This window comes from Shewanella sp. OMA3-2 (genome assembly GCF_021513195.1).
Classification (GTDB): domain Bacteria; phylum Pseudomonadota; class Gammaproteobacteria; order Enterobacterales; family Shewanellaceae; genus Shewanella.
The window spans coordinates 3,037,210-3,053,092 of sequence record NZ_CP090974.1 but is presented as its reverse complement, the minus strand read 5'-3'; the positions used below and the strand labels follow the sequence as shown (position 1 = coordinate 3,053,092).

At 43.0% G+C, this 15,883-nt stretch carries 9 protein-coding genes and 1 pseudogene; all 10 read left to right on the top strand.

Annotated elements, in window-relative coordinates; genetic code table 11:
• Window positions 1–10 precede the first annotated feature (10 nt).
• Complete coding sequence (rseP, locus tag L0B17_RS13445; protein ID WP_235085489.1) at window positions 11–1,381, top strand: sigma E protease regulator RseP; 1,371 nt, start codon at window positions 11–13, stop codon at window positions 1,379–1,381.
• Window positions 1,382–1,411: 30 nt separating this feature from the next.
• Window positions 1,412–3,895 carry an outer membrane protein assembly factor BamA gene (bamA, locus tag L0B17_RS13440; RefSeq protein ID WP_235085487.1) on the top strand — a complete coding sequence of 828 codons (2,484 nt, stop codon included), beginning with the start codon at window positions 1,412–1,414 and terminating at the stop codon, window positions 3,893–3,895.
• 64 nt (window positions 3,896–3,959) lie between these two features.
• Window positions 3,960–4,457, top strand: coding sequence for an OmpH family outer membrane protein (locus tag L0B17_RS13435; protein WP_235089821.1), 498 nt, complete (start codon window positions 3,960–3,962; stop codon window positions 4,455–4,457).
• Between the two features lie 25 nt (window positions 4,458–4,482).
• Window positions 4,483–5,505: a UDP-3-O-(3-hydroxymyristoyl)glucosamine N-acyltransferase gene (gene lpxD / locus L0B17_RS13430; RefSeq protein ID WP_235085485.1), complete on the top strand. Its 1,023-nt coding sequence runs from the start codon at window positions 4,483–4,485 to the stop codon at window positions 5,503–5,505.
• A 43-nt stretch (window positions 5,506–5,548) separates the two neighbouring features.
• A complete protein-coding gene (fabZ, locus tag L0B17_RS13425; RefSeq protein ID WP_235085484.1) occupies window positions 5,549–6,010 on the top strand; it encodes a 3-hydroxyacyl-ACP dehydratase FabZ in 462 nt (153 codons plus the stop codon).
• The gene (gene lpxA / locus L0B17_RS13420) at window positions 6,007–6,777 is read left to right on the top strand and encodes an acyl-ACP--UDP-N-acetylglucosamine O-acyltransferase (protein ID WP_235085482.1); all 771 of its coding nucleotides are present in this window, start codon (window positions 6,007–6,009) and stop codon (window positions 6,775–6,777) included. Before fabZ ends, lpxA begins: the two co-directional genes overlap by 4 nt.
• 8 nt (window positions 6,778–6,785) lie before the next feature.
• Window positions 6,786–7,933 (top strand): annotated as a pseudogene (gene lpxB, locus L0B17_RS13415) (lipid-A-disaccharide synthase).
• Window positions 7,934–8,016: 83 nt separating this feature from the next.
• Window positions 8,017–8,601 carry a ribonuclease HII gene (rnhB, locus tag L0B17_RS13410; protein ID WP_235089820.1) on the top strand — a complete coding sequence of 195 codons (585 nt, stop codon included), beginning with the start codon at window positions 8,017–8,019 and terminating at the stop codon, window positions 8,599–8,601.
• A 309-nt stretch (window positions 8,602–8,910) separates the two neighbouring features.
• Window positions 8,911–12,387 (top strand): DNA polymerase III subunit alpha, encoded by a 3,477-nt coding sequence (gene dnaE, locus L0B17_RS13405; protein ID WP_235085480.1) that lies wholly within the window; start codon window positions 8,911–8,913, stop codon window positions 12,385–12,387.
• 9 nt (window positions 12,388–12,396) lie between these two features.
• The gene (tilS, locus tag L0B17_RS13400) at window positions 12,397–13,893 is read left to right on the top strand and encodes a tRNA lysidine(34) synthetase TilS (RefSeq protein WP_235085478.1); all 1,497 of its coding nucleotides are present in this window, start codon (window positions 12,397–12,399) and stop codon (window positions 13,891–13,893) included.
• The last annotated feature ends 1,990 nt before the right edge of the window (window positions 13,894–15,883 follow it).

Genomic DNA, 15,883 nt, shown 5'->3' with positions numbered 1-15,883 from the left:
CAGGAGTGAGATGTTCGATTTTTTTTGGAATTTAGGTTCGTTTATTGTCGCTTTAGGCATTTTAATTACAGTACATGAATATGGGCATTTTTGGGTTGCACGCAAGTGCGGCGTAAAAGTCGAAAAGTTCTCTATTGGTTTTGGTAAAGCTATTTGGCGAAAAGTCGGCAAAGATGGCACTGAATATGTGGTAGCAATGATCCCTCTTGGAGGCTATGTCAAAATGCTCGACGAGCGTGTTGAAACTGTGCCAGAGGACATGCTTGACCAAGCATTTAACCGTAAAAATGTATGGCAACGTATTGCCATTGTGGCAGCAGGACCAGTAGCTAATTTTATTTTTGCGATTATTGCATTGTATGCCATGTATCTAATTGGCGTACCTTCAATAAAACCCGTTATTGATTCCACTAAAGCAAATTCTCCAGCTGCGATAATTCAGTTGTCAGAACCGCAACAAATCATTGCCGTTTCTGGGCAATCGGTGCGCAATTGGGAAGAAGTGAATTTAGCCTTAGTAGGCTATATCGGTAATGATCAGGTCGATATAACCCTTGCGCCATTGTCTCGATTAGACGTCGATGGGGTAGCAGGTACCACATATGAGCTAGATATTAGCCAATGGCAATTTGATCCTGAGAAAGAATCCCCTATCACTGCGATAGGATTAGGTATATTTAGACCTGGCATCGAGCCTGTTATTGCCGCGATAAGCGATGGTAGCGCGGCACAAATTTCAGGATTAATGCTTGGCGATCGAATTGTGAGTATTAATCAACAAGATTACAAAGATTGGAATGCGTTTGTTGATGTGATACAAACGTCTGCCAATAAACCGATAGCAATGTTAATTGAGCGAGCGGGTGTACAGCAGCTAGTCGAAATTGTACCCCAGGCTCAAAAAAATGCTAAAGGTGAAGTCATTGGTATGATAGGGGTTAGCCCTACTGCGGCGCAGTGGCCTGAAAATATGCGCTTTGATTTACAATATGGCATGATAGATTCCGTCTCCGCCGCTGCTGATAAAACGTGGCAGTTAGTGGTGGTTAGTTTCAAAATGATCGGCAAATTATTTACCGGCGATGTGTCGGTGAAAAACTTAAGTGGTCCCATTTCTATTGCGCAGGGTGCAGGAGCCAGTGCAAATTATGGATTGGTGTACTTTCTTGGGTTTATCGCACTAATTAGCGTTAACTTAGGCATCATTAACTTAATGCCTCTACCAGTGCTAGATGGTGGACACTTGCTGTATTACTTTATTGAAGTGATTACGGGTAGGCCTGTACCTGAAAAGGTGCAGGAAATTGGATTCAGGTTCGGCGCAGCTTTGCTGCTAATGTTGATGAGCGTAGCGCTTTTCAACGATTTTGCCCGACTCTGAGCAGGACAGACAAATAATTAGAAGTGCTCTATGAGATTGAATAAAATTTTTGCCTCGATGTTATTCGTCGGTGCGTCTTATGCGGGAAACGGTTGGGCAAATACATTCCAACCATTTGAAGTCACAGACATTCAAGTTGAAGGTCTACAGCGTGTAGCATTAGGAGCTGCATTATTAAACTTACCGGTTAAAGTCGGTGACACAGTTGATCGAGTTAAAATACAACAGGCGATAAAAAGCTTATATGGTTCGACCAATTTCGAAACCATCAATGTCAGTCATGAAAATGGCGTGTTGTACGTTACCGTCAAAGAGCGCCCAACGATTAGTGCGGTGACGTTTGAAGGTAACAAAGATATTAAAGATGAGCAGCTTCAAGAGAGTCTTGATGGTTCTGGTGTCAAAATTGGTGAATCTTTAGATCGCACTATGTTATCTGGCATAGAGAAAGGTTTACAAGATTTCTATTATGGTGTCGGTAAGTATGGCGCTAAAGTAGAAGCTCAAATTATCAATCTACCGCGTAACCGAGTGGAGTTGCAGTTTAACTTTACCGAGGGGTTAGCGGCTGAAATTCGTCAAATTAACGTGGTCGGTAACACGGTTTTCACTGACTCTGAATTAATTAGCATGCTTGAGTTGAAAGACTTTGTTGCATGGTGGGATTTATTTGGTGAGCGTCGCTATCAAAAACAAAAGTTACAAGCTGACTTAGAGACGATTAAAACCTATTACCACAACCAAGGTTATATTCGTTTTGATGTGACCTCTACACAAGTTGCTATGACCCCAGATCGTAAAGGATTATATATTACGATTAACGTCAATGAAGGCGAAAAGTACAAGATTAAAGACGTTAATTTAACCGGTGATTTAATGGGCCGTGAAGCGTTACTGAAAGCTATATTGCCACTTAAAGCTGGCAGTATGTACAATGGCGCAGATGTCACTTACACCGAAGAAATGTACAGTAAGTATCTTGGCCGTTTTGGTTATGCTTACCCTGAAGTTAAAGTCTACCCAGAAATTGATGATGAAAACAAAGAAGTTGCTTTAAACGTCAATATTAAACCGGGTAAACGTGTCTATGTTCGCGCAATTAACTTCACGGGTAACACAGTGACGAAAGATGAAGTCATGCGCCGTGAATTACGCCAAATGGAAGGTGCGTGGTTGAATTCTGCTCAAATTGAGCAGTCCAAAGCGCGTTTAAACCGTTTAGGCTATTTTGAGACCGTTGATACTGAAACAATACAAGTGCCAGGCAGTGATGACTTAGTGGATGTTGCTGTGTCGGTTAAAGAGCAGCCATCAGGCTCGTTTAATGCGGGTGTCGGTTATGGCACCGAGTCTGGTGTAAGTTTACAGTTTGGTGTGGAACAAAATAACTTCCTTGGCACAGGCAATCAAGCCGGTGTAAGTATCAATACTAACAAATATTCAAAAAGTGCAAACCTTTCCTTTACTGACCCTTATTTTACTAAAGATGGTGTTAGCTTAGGCGGCAGTGTTTACTGGAGTGAGTTTGATGCCAATGAAGCTAACTTAGAGCGCTACAAGAATAACTCTTATGGTGTGGCATTAAACTCTGGTTTTCCGATTAATGAATATAACCGCTTAAATGGGGGGATTGGTTATCGTCATAATGCCATTTCTGAAATCTCCGCCTACGAACAAGCGCTGCGTTTTTATAATGTGTATCGTGACAGTGAAGATCCTAATTCTGACCTATCTTTTGATAATTTTGAGCTCAATGGTGGTTGGTATAGAAGTACATTAAACCGCGGTACCTTCCCAACAGATGGTTCGTCACAGCGCTTAAACGGTAAAACGACAATACCAGGATCTGATCTACAATATTTTAAAGCGGATCTTGATACCAACTTTTATTTCCCATTAACACGCACACACAGTTTTGTATTTTTGACCCGAGCACGTTTGGGCTATGCCAACGGTTATGGTCAATATAATGATAACGATCAAATCCTGCCATTTTGGGAAAACTATTACTCAGGTGGTAGTAGCTCATTACGCGGCTTTAAATCGAACTCGGTTGGTCCTAGATCATTCTACTTAGTGCGTGGTAGTGAGCCTTGTGCCCCTGATTCTTCAGGAGATGGCTGTAGCTTACCTGGTGATCCTAATCAAATTCAGGTTAGCCAAGGTCGCTCAATTGGTGGTAATGCCATTGCAACAGCAAGTATGGAGCTAATTGTTCCAACGCCATTCTTAGATGAAGCTTATACCAATTCTGTTCGTACCAGTTTCTTTGTTGATGCTGGTAACGTGTGGGATACTGAGTTTGACTATGATTCTTATCGAAATCTTCCATCAGAAGAATTTAATAAGCTTGAAGATTATAGTGATCCTGCGCGTCTTCGTGCTTCATGGGGCATGAGTGTGCAATGGTTGTCTCCTATGGGCCCAATGGTCTTTAGCTTGGCGTGGCCGCTTAAAGAATATGAAGATGATGAAACAGAGATTTTCTCGTTCAATATTGGCAAAACGTTCTAAAACAAATAAACTCAGCAGGCTTTGCTGAACAAGTATTATTAACAAGGAGTCTACTTTGAAAAAGATGGTAAATCGCGCATTAGTTACATTAGCTTTTTTAGCTGCACCAATAATGGCACATGCTGAAAACATTGCAGTAGTCGATATGGGCGAAGTATTTGAACAATTGCCACAACGTGAACAAATCTCAAAATCATTAAAAGCTGAGTTTGGTGATCGTGTTGCTCAAGTCCAAAAAATGCAGGAAGAAATGCGTTCATTGGTTGAAAAGCAGCAACGTGATGGTGCGTTAATGAGTGAGACTCAAAAGACAGAAATGGTTCGTAAAATGGAATCGCTAAAGTCTGAGTTTCAACTAAAAGGTAAGGCTCTTGATGAAGACATGCGTCGTCGTCAAGGTGAAGAGCAAAACAAACTGCTAGTACAAGTTCAAAAAGCGATTAATACCATTGCTGAGAAAGAAAAATATGACATGGTATTACAACGCGGTGCAGTAATTTTTGTTAAGCCAGACGCTGATATTAGCGCTAAAGTGGTTGAAGCATTAAGTAAAGGTAAATAAGCCCGAATTTAAGGCGATAAACACTATGCAACAAGTGACTTTAAAAGAAATTGGCCAACTGCTTAATGCCACGATTAGAGGTGATGATACTCAACTTGTGACCAGCGTTGCCACTTTAGAAGATGCAATTGAAGGTCAATTATCTTTTCTAGCCAACAGTAAGTATCGCGCTCAACTTGAGGCAACTCAAGCGAGCGCGGTATTGCTTACTGAAAAAGATGCAGCAGATTATAAAGGGACAGCAATTATAGTTGCTGACCCTTATGTCGGTTTTGCTCGTGTGGCGCAATTGCTTGATACCTCGCCTAAAGCGGCTATTGGTATTCATCCAAGTGCGCAAATAGAGGGCAGTGCTCAACTCGGTGAGAACGTCTCAATTGGTGCAAATGCAGTTATTGGCGCCAATGTCATCTTAAGCGATAATGTGCAAATAGGGCCAGGCTCTGTGGTTGGCGAGTCTAGTATTATTGGGAAAAATAGCTGTTTATGGGCTAATGTGACCTTATACCATAATGTCCATATCGGTACAGATTGTACTATCCATTCGGCAACGGTTATCGGCTCGGATGGTTTTGGTTATGCCAATGAGAAAGGTAATTGGATAAAAATCCCGCAAACAGGGGGCGTTAGAATAGGTAATCGCGTTGAAATTGGTGCATCAACCAGTATTGACCGAGGGGCGTTATCCCATACTGAAATTCACGACGGTGTCATAATAGATAACCAAGTTCAAATCGCCCATAACGTGATTATTGGTCAAAATACCGCAATAGCCGGTGGAACTATCATTGCAGGCAGTGCGACGATTGGTAAATATTGTATAATTGGTGGTGGTTGTGGTGTTTCTGGCCATATCAGTATTGCCGATGGCGTACACATTTCTGGTGGCACTAATGTGACCAGTGTTATTCGTGATAAAGGTGTATATTCTTCTGCCACCATAGCAATGGATAATAAGTTATGGCGTCGTAATACTGTGCGCTTCCGCCAATTAGATGAATTATTCTCTCGCGTTAAACACCTTGAGAATACGCAAAAACAAGATTAACTGTCATACTAAACCTCTCATTGAACCTGTTAAGGAAACAAGAGTGTCGAACGAATTAAATACAATGGATATTAAAGAAATTCTTAAGTATCTTCCCCATAGATATCCATTCTTATTAATTGACCGGGTGTTAGATTACGCCGTTGGCGATCATTTGCACGCGATAAAAAACGTGACGATTAATGAGCCATTTTTTCAAGGTCATTTCCCTGTAGCGCCTGTTATGCCAGGTGTGTTGATATTAGAGGCTATGGCTCAGGCCACAGGCCTATTAGCATTTAAAACGATGAGCATGGAGCCATCGCCTAATGTCTTATATTATTTTGCAGGTATAGATAAAGCGCGTTTTAAGCGCGTTGTTGAACCAGGTGATCAAATTCATTTCCATGTGAAGATGATTAAAGAGCGCCGTGGAATTGGTGTATTTGAAGGCGAAGCACGCGTTGATGGAGTCGTGGTGTGTTCAGCTGAAATTATGTGTGCCCGAAGAGAGATTCAAACGTGATAGATAAATTAGCTTTCGTTCATCCAAGCGCCAAAATCGGTAACAATGTCACCATTGGACCGTGGAGTTATATCGGTGCTGATGTAGAAATCGGCGATGATACTTGGATTAGTTCGCATGTTGTTATCAAAGGCCCTTCCGTTATCGGTAAAGGCAACCGTATCTTTCAATTCGCCTCAGTAGGTGAAGAATGCCAAGATAAAAAATATGCAGGCGAACCGACTCGTTTAATTATGGGTGATAATAATATTATCCGTGAATCTGTTACCATCCATCGTGGTACTGTGCAAGATAATAGCGAAACACGCATTGGGTCACATAACTTGTTAATGGCTTATGTGCATGTGGCACATGACTGTGTGGTCGGTAATCATGTGATTATGGCTAACAACGCCTCTATTGCAGGCCATGTCCATGTACATGACCATGTTATTTTAGGTGGCATGACCGGTGTGCATCAATTTGTTCATATTGGTGCTCATGCATTTACTGCTGGTTCATCAACCATTTTTCAAGATGTGCCACCTTTTGTGATGGCCGCTGGTAGTCCAGCTATTCCGCGTGGATTAAATGTTGAAGGCTTAAAGCGTCGTGGTTTTAGCAAAGAAACACAACATGCTATACGTCGAACTTACAAAGCCCTATACCGTAAAAACTTGACCCTTGAAGAAGCATTAGCTGAAATACAACCTGACGCTGAGAATGACCCCCATGTTCAAGCCATGGTTGATTTTATTACTCACTCTTCCCGTGGCATTATTCGTTAAGTGATCTAATGAGCGACTCAACCCCCCGTATATTTGCCATGGTCGCCGGAGAAATCTCCGGCGATATTCTAGGTGCTGGTTTAATCAAATCCTTACAGCTACGCTATCCAGATGCACAGTTTGTGGGTATTGGTGGGCCTCGTATGGAAAAATTAGGCTTCCAGTCTTGGTTTTCGATTGAAGAGTTGGCGGTGATGGGCATTGTTGAAGTGCTATCGCGTTTGCCACGTCTATTGAAAGTGCGTGCCACTTTGATAGATAAAATCACTGCCATTAAACCTGATTGTTTTATTGGTATTGACGCGCCTGATTTTAATATTGGCCTTGAGCTTAAGCTTAAAAAACAAGGTATCAAAACGGTTCATTATGTCAGCCCTTCTGTATGGGCATGGCGTCCTAAGCGGATTTTTAGAATAGCCAAAGCCACTAATATGGTGTTGTCTTTACTGCCATTTGAAAAAGCCTTTTATGATGAACATAATGTTCCTTGTACATTTGTTGGTCATACTTTAGCGGATGACATACCGCTTAAAAGCGATAAAGCGCTAGCGCGTAAACTGCTTAACTTAGATCCTGATGCTGAATACTTGGCGATTTTACCGGTTCTCGCGGTGGTGAGCTAAAGTTACTTGCCGAGCCATTTGTTAAAGCAGCAATGTTAGTTAAACAACATTTTCCCGATATAAAGTTTGTTACTCCATTAGTTAATGAAGCGCGTCGGCAACAGTTTCTGGATGCCTTGGTGGCACATGCGCCAGATTTAGAGGTTGAACTTATCGAAGGGCAATCTCGGGAAGTGATGGCCGCCGCTGATTGCATTTTATTAGCATCAGGTACAGCCACATTAGAAGCTATGTTGGTCAAACGCCCTATGGTGGTGTCTTACCGCGTTAGCCCTATTACGTATGCCATTGCTATTCGTATGATGAAAATCAAAAACTATTCGCTGCCTAATTTATTAGCTAACGAAACAATCGTGCCTGAATTAATGCAAGCTAATTGCCAGCCAGAGTTAATTGCAGATGCACTGATGAAACAACTGAATCAAGATTTCGCACCACTTAATGCAAAATTTGAACAGTTACATTTATTACTTAAATGTAATGCCAGCGAGCGTGCTGCCGATGCTGTCGTGGCATTATTGCCAGCACATTAATTGGCTGATGCTCACACCTAGGATAAGCTTATATGTCGACATTACCGCAAGTGATAAAACAGATCACCCCAGAACAAGTGGCGATGATTTCTGAAGGTATTGTCGCCGGTGTTGATGAAGTTGGCCGTGGCCCTTTAGTGGGTGATGTGGTTACAGCCGCAGTGATTTTAGATCCAACTAAACCGATAATCGGGTTGAATGATTCTAAAAAGTTGACAGAAAAACGTCGCAATGCGTTATATCAAGATATTATGGCCAATGCGTTAGCTGTCAGTGTTGGCCGAGCAAGCCCTACTGAAATTGATCAAATTAATATTTTACAAGCGACTATGTTAGCCATGCAGCGTGCTGTGGCGGGGTTGACCATTTTGCCTGAACGGGTATTAGTGGATGGTAACCGCGTGCCTGATTTTGGTATTTCAGCCCATGCGATTATTAAAGGGGATGGTTTAGTGGCTTCAATCAGTGCTGCATCAATTATTGCTAAAGTGACCCGTGATAAAGAAATGGATGATCTTGATGCCCTGTATCCGCATTATGGTTTTGCTAAACATAAGGGTTATCCTACCAAAGCACATTTTGAAGCGCTTGCACAGTTTGGTGTGATCGATGAACATAGAAAAAGCTTTAAACCGGTTGCTGAATGTTTAGCAAACGCGGCAAAATAATCCCGAGATATTGATGTTTTAAATGTAAAGATTTTATGGGATCTCGCTTTAATTGCGCTTACTTTTAAAACCAATAGTGTTGCATGAGTATCATAGTGTTTGATGTGATAGGGTCTAATTAAACTCGCTTTACATCACTCAAGCGTCAAGCCATTTGTTAACCTTAGCGGTTTCTATTTCAAGGTGTTGATTTCGATAATTCCACTTTTAATAAGCATTGGCTGTAATGTGAATGTTTGCTAGTGTTATTGATAGTTTCAACCACATTATTGGCATCTTTTTTAGCTTCGAAAAATAAGAATTTTATTTATGTCCGATCCTCGTTTTGTGCATTTGCGCGTTCACAGTGACTATTCCATGACAGATGGTGTGGCTAAAGTTAAACCTATCTTAGCGGCAGCAGAAGCGCAGGGAATGGCCGCAATCGCATTGACAGATCAAAACAACTTTTGTGGTTTAGTGAAGTTTTATGGCGGTGCACATGCCGTGGGTATTAAACCAATTGTGGGTGCTGACTTTTGGATGCGTGTGCCTGGTTTTGAAAAAGAATTATGTGCACTAACCATTCTTGCAATGGATAACGACGGTTACCAAAATTTAACCCAGATAATCAGTGAAGCTTATCTTCGCGGCCAAGTCGACGGTCGCGTTGTTATCGACCAAGCCTGGCTTGTAACCTATAACAAAGGGATCTTAGTCTTATCGGGTGCCAAAGAAGGCGATATAGGTAAAGCGTTATTAAAAGGTAACCAAAACCAAGTTAACGACCTCGTAAACTTTTATCAAACCCACTTCAGTGATCGCTATTTTCTTGAACTTATTCGTACCGACCGCCCAGATGAAGAACGCTATCTACACATGGCGGTCGATCTTGCTGCTCAAACGGGGATTCCGGTAGTTGCCACAAACCAGGTGGTGTTTTTAAAAGCCGATGACTTTGAGGCGCATGAAATTCGCGTCGCTATTCACGATGGCTATACCCTAGTCGACCCTAGACGGCCTAAAACATACAGTAATAGCCAGTATCTTCGCAGTGAAGATGAAATGTGTGAACTGTTTAAAGACATTCCTTCAGCCATTACTAATACGGTAGAAATCGCTAAACGTTGTAATGTTACCATCAGATTATATGAATATTTTTTGCCTAACTTTCCAACCGGCGACTTATCGATAGAAGACTTCTTGGTTGACGTGTCGGTAAAAGGCTTAGAAGAGCGTCTTGAGTTTTTATTCCCGGATCCAACCGTTAGAGCCCAAAGAAGACCTGAATACGATGAGCGTCTTCAAATTGAGCTAAAAGTTATTAATCAAATGGGATTCCCAGGCTACTTCTTAATTGTGATGGAGTTTATTCAATGGGGTAAAGACCAAGGCATTCCGGTAGGTCCTGGCCGTGGTTCTGGTGCGGGATCATTAGTAGCTTACGCACTTAAAATTACAGATTTAGACCCGTTAGAGTACGATTTACTGTTCGAGCGTTTCTTAAACCCTGAACGTGTATCTATGCCCGATTTCGACGTCGATTTTTGTATGGATCGCCGTGACGAAGTTATTGATCACGTAGCCGAACTATATGGCCGAGAAGCGGTATCACAAATTATTACCTTTGGTACTATGGCGGCTAAAGCGGTTGTACGTGATGTTGGACGTGTATTAGGTCATCCATATGGTTTTGTTGAACGTCTAACTAAGATGATCCCCGCAGAACCTGGCATGACGCTGGCTAAAGCATTTGAAGTAGAACCTGCGCTATCTGAAGCCTATGCCGCGGATGAAGATGTCAAAGAACTTATCGACATGTGTCGTCGTTTAGAGGGCGTAACGCGTAACGCGGGTAAACATGCCGGTGGTGTGGTTATTGCGCCGACTCGTATAACGGACTTTGCGCCATTATATTGTGACGCTGAAGGCTTAAATCCGGTCACGCAGTTTGATAAAAATGACGTTGAAACCGCAGGTTTAGTTAAGTTCGACTTCTTGGGTTTACGTACTTTAACCATTATTGACTGGGCATTGCAGATGATTAATCCGCGCCTAGCCAAACAAGGTAAAGAACCGGTTCGTATTGAAGCGATTCCGCTGGCCGATCCCGCCTGTTTTAAATTACTGCAACGCTATGAAACCACAGCGGTATTCCAGCTTGAATCCCGCGGCATGAAAGATCTGATTAAACGTCTGCAACCAGACTGTTTTGAAGATATGATCGCACTGGTAGCCCTTTTCCGTCCAGGGCCTTTGCAGTCAGGCATGGTAGATAACTTTATCGAGCGTAAACATGGCCGCGAAGCCGTGTCTTATCCTGACGCCGAGTATCAGCATGAATCGCTAAAAGAATTACTGTCACCGACCTACGGCATTATCTTGTATCAAGAGCAAGTCATGCAGATTGCGCAGGTGCTGTCGGGTTATACCCTAGGCGGCGCAGACATGCTTCGCCGTGCTATGGGTAAGAAAAAACCTGAAGAAATGGCTAAGCAGCGCGGCACGTTCAAAGAAGGCGCGATTAATAACGGCGTTGACGGCGACTTGTCGATGAAGATTTTCGACTTGGTTGAAAAGTTCGCCGGTTACGGTTTTAACAAATCGCATTCTGCTGCATACGCTTTGGTGTCTTATCAAACATTGTGGCTTAAAACCCATTATCCCGCGCAATTTATGGCAGCGGTAATGTCTGCGGATATGGATAACACTGATAAAATTGTTACCTTAGTTGATGAATGTGAACGTATGGGCTTGCCGCTTATTCCGCCAGATGTGAACAAAGGCCAATTTAAGTTCACCGTTGATGATGACTTAAATATTGTGTATGGCATTGGCGCGATTAAAGGCGTGGGTGAAGGCCCAGTCGATTCTATTCTTGAAGCACGCAAAGATGGCCCTTTTATCGATTTATTTGATTTTTGTGCCCGTATTGATTTGAAAAAGCTCAATAAACGGGTTATCGAAAAGCTTATTTGTGCCGGCGCACTCGATAATCTTGGCCCACATCGAGCTTCGATGATGGCCACATTACCCGAAGCTATCAGAGCCGCGGCGCAACATGCCAAAGCGCAAGAAATCGGTCAACATGATATGTTTGGTTTGCTCAATGATGAGCCAGACGATAATAAGCAAAACTTTGTTGAATGTACGCCGTGGCCAGACAAAATATGGTTAGAAGGTGAGCGCGATACCCTTGGGTTGTACTTAACCGGTCATCCAATTAACCAGTATTTAGCTGAGTTGAAACAATATACATCAGGTCGCTTAAAAGACATTCACCCGACTGAGCGGGGTAAAACGGTTAAAGTCGCGGGACTAGTGGTTGCCACCCGCGTGATGATCACTAAGCGCGGCTCAAAAATGGGTTTAGTGACGCTTGACGATAAAAGTGCTCGCTTAGAGGTGATGTTATTCACTGAACCATTTGAAAAATTCGGTCATTTACTTGAAAAAGATCGCATTTTAATCTGTGAAGGCGATGTCAGTTATGATGATTTTGCCGGTGGCAATAGAATGAATGGCCGTAATATTATTGAAATTGGCGAAGCAAGAAGTCATTTTGCCAAAGCGGTTGAGCTTAATATCCATGCCGATATGTTATCGCCAGAATGGTTAACTCATTTTCAGCAAATATTAATGCCGTGGAAAGCAGGCGCTGTGCCTGTGGTGATCAATTATACCAAAGACGCCGCAGCAGGGCGCTTAGTGCTGGGAGATGAATGGCGGGTCAATCCATCAGATGATTTAATGCTCGCCCTAGAAACCCTGATGGGCTCGTCGAATGTTAAAATTGTCTTTAATTAGGCGCACACCATGACAGCGAATAACCAAGCTTCAAATAACGTAGTTTCAAGTAACCCTGCTTCAAATAACTTAGCTTCAGCGCAGATGACCAAAGAGCAATTACTGAGCTTGTTAGAGCAGTCGGTAATGCCGCTTTATCAATTAACGACAGAGCAGGGGGCGCGCGCGGCTAAGTTAGTACTGGCTTACAGTGGTGGGGTTGATTCGGAAGTATTAGCGTCAGGACTGAGCGCGTTCGCACACAAATATCCACATATTGCCTGTTTACTTATTCATGTTCATCATGGCCTTAGTGCCAATGCCAACACCTGGGTGCAGCACTGCATCACTCGCGCAGGGCATTATCAGTTACCCATACAAATTGAGCGGGTTACTGTCGATAAAGGCCCAAGACAAAGTCTAGAAGCGCAAGCACGAGACGCCCGTTATCAGGCATTTGACCGTTACCTTAATTCCGGTGATATTTTACTCACGGCTCATCATCAAGATGATCAGCTCGAAACGCTGCTACTAGCGTTAAAACGCGGTCAAGGCCCAAAAGGGCTAGGGGCTATGGCGGCTATTCAAGCTTATAAGCAAGCCTGGTTGGTTAGGCCGTTATTAGACATTAGCCGCGATCAAATAGAACAATTTTCCCTTCTGCAGCGGTTAATTCATATCGAAGATGAAAGTAATCAAGACGACAGTTATGATCGAAACTTTTTGCGCCTTGATATTATTCCACGCTTAAAGCAACGCTGGCCAAGTATCGCCACAACCGCAGCCAGAAGTGCAGCCTTATGCGCCGAACAGCAAGAAGTGATTGATAACGAAGTCAGTCATCGCTTACCCCAATGGCTAGTGCTAGCCAGTGATGATAATGCATTACTGACTGAATCAAGCGGTTTTACACTCAGCGGTTTTGAACAGCTAACCGCTGCCTGGCAAGCATTACTGTTTCGCGGATATTTAGTCCATTGCGGCGTAAGTTTACCGTCGCAGGCGCAATTACAGCAGATACTGTCACAACTGCTGATTGCCAAAGATGATGCGAATGTGTCAATTCAATGGGGCAGTTATCAAGTTAAACGTTTTGCAGGTGTCGCATATGTGCTTCACTCCTGTGAGCTTGACGTACCAGAGGCAGCCCAACTAAGCGCTGAGTTTATAAATCTTTTAAACGGCGAAATAGCGGAGCTAACCATAAATATGGGTCAGCACCAATGTCAGTTAAGTCAGCAAATATCGGTTGATAAACCTTTACTGGCATTACCGATAGCTAACAGTAAAGTGACCATTCGTTTTGGCGCTACAGGTTCGATTAAATGTCACCCTCAATTTACCAGTTCACACCGCGTGAAACCACGTGAATTAAAGAAGCTGTGGCAAGAGTGCAATATTCCCCCCTGGCGTCGCCAACAAATTCCGTTAGTTTTTTATGATGAGATATTAGTCGCTGCAATCGGCCTATGGGTCGATAAGCGCTATCTAGCTCAAGCTGGGCTGAAAGGGATCAGTTTGTTTTAAGCGTGAAGAGATTAGCTCATGCTTCATTGATGGCGGTGGCAAAAATTAAATCAGAATAACAGTTCACTCACTTTTGGAAAAAAGCGGGTTGGAAGATTTCACTTTATAAAAGTGTAACCAGATACAATTTTATACTCATAGACCTCATATTCACTTCAAGTGCAAATGATCCAGCGAGACGCCGGCTCTTGGTTTTAAAATCAGCATCCATGTGGGCTTAACCAAACCAATAACATCCTGTTAAACAGCCAGTTCGTCATCCATGCCTCTCGCTCAGAAATGTTTCACGTAGTGAAACTTCGCCCTGTTTTAGATACTCGCTGGCTCATCTGCACCCGAATCTTTATCTCTTCGATTTAGCTTCATTTTTGGTTATTACAAAACGATAAACACAAAAGTTAACTTATTTTTGGAGAAAAGTGAGCTTGCTGAAACTCTATCTACAGGCTTACCATGACATTTACTTACCGACACGCGCAAGTATGTCCCTATAGCTCGGCCGACCCGTCCATGGGGCGGACGGTCGTCTCGCAAACACTCATGGTTCGCCTTTATAGTATTTGGGTACCTGCAGGCTTGAAAAAATCAAAACCAATATTTAGCGTCCTAGAACTAATTGACATACCGAGTATAATATTTGAAGAAAGCGGGTGGAAGGTTTTATTTTATAAAAAGTTTACCCTGACCGACTAAATTTTGAGTAATGCCAGCTCGAATAAATAGTTAAGAAAGCAGGATTATATTCACTAAGAGATGGATCGCAGTTCATTTTTTGTAATAAATAGCTAACCAGAAAGTGAGTTAAGTCATTTCTTTAAAGAGAGTAAATTAACCGCCCTCGGCAACATGCTCCTGCGCTGCTCTACCTCCTGAATCCATTCAGTCGTGTGCAGAGCCGCATACAGTGTGGTGTAGGGGCTGGAGGCTAGATACCTCCGGTAACCCGATTAGCCACTCACAGCACTCGCTAGTGTTAATGCGCTGATAGCCAAAAAAACCAACCATGATAAATGCTTACCTCTTGTGAAGTAAGCTGAAAAAACACCACTTACCGCAAATACCGCGCTGACTGTTAATAGCAGTATTTTCGAACCTGGTAGCAAGATTAAAAGTGCCGCAAAACCAAACCAAGCCAAACTTGTTATATGCCACGCAAATCGAAGAGTACCTTTTGTAAATTGATCGTTTCCCAAAATATGTGGCAAATTGTCACGCTTAAACAAACGAATCAGTATGTAGCGCTCACCAAGGACCGAATGAATAACCCCACATAGGATAAGTAACATTGACGCGATGATTAGCATAGTACCTCCTACCGGCTAACGCCCAAAGCAGCGGCGCGCGTTAGCGTGTCCAGCCCGCAGGGCGATGCTGCCTTTGCTTGTGTACGCCCAGCATGGGCATGAACTAATGAGGTGAAAGTCCTCTGTAGGAAGATCACCGTTACTCTTTCTAAAAGAGAATAACATACTGTTATTAAACGTTAACTACTAGCGAATGGCAAGGGCTTATCCGCGAGGTTTGGTCTGGAGGAAGCCGCTAGCCTTGTTTATTTACAAAGAAGGCGAGCTGATGAACAAGAACATCATATGAGGCGTAGGCTAGAGGTGAGTTGGCAGGGGCTGCCCCGCGAAGCAAGGGCACAAGACGACGAAACCACGTGATCTAATGGCCACCGTAAATGATACAGTCGTGCACAGAAAGTTCATGTTCCTTCCTTTTTAATACAGAGTGGGGAGATCTGTTTAACACGCGATTGGCTATTAACCAGTAAGGCTCTGGTTTATAAGTGCCTTGGCTTTTCAATTTCATCGACTGAAAAGAGCGAACCAGATGGCAGATATATTGCTCCTGCAATATCTGCATTTCCGCCATCCGTGGCGGTCAAAACCGATAGCGCATGACGAGGTAACTTGACATGTGATTAAGCAGAAGTCAGCAGACGGCATACGACAGCATGGATGCAGGAGGTAGAGCAACGCAGGAGCAG

Excerpts from the sequence above, each read along its gene's own strand:
- rseP (WP_235085489.1), top strand. The coding sequence starts at position 11 with ATGTTCGATTTTTTTTGGAATTTAGGTTCGTTTATTGTCGCTTTAGGC.
- bamA (WP_235085487.1), top strand. The coding sequence starts at position 1,412 with ATGAGATTGAATAAAATTTTTGCCTCGATGTTATTCGTCGGTGCGTCT.
- L0B17_RS13435 (WP_235089821.1), top strand. The coding sequence starts at position 3,960 with ATGGTAAATCGCGCATTAGTTACATTAGCTTTTTTAGCTGCACCAATA.
- lpxD (WP_235085485.1), top strand. The coding sequence starts at position 4,483 with ATGCAACAAGTGACTTTAAAAGAAATTGGCCAACTGCTTAATGCCACG.
- rnhB (WP_235089820.1), top strand. The coding sequence starts at position 8,017 with ATGATTTCTGAAGGTATTGTCGCCGGTGTTGATGAAGTTGGCCGTGGC.
- dnaE (WP_235085480.1), top strand. The coding sequence starts at position 8,911 with ATGTCCGATCCTCGTTTTGTGCATTTGCGCGTTCACAGTGACTATTCC.
- tilS (WP_235085478.1), top strand. The coding sequence starts at position 12,397 with ATGACAGCGAATAACCAAGCTTCAAATAACGTAGTTTCAAGTAACCCT.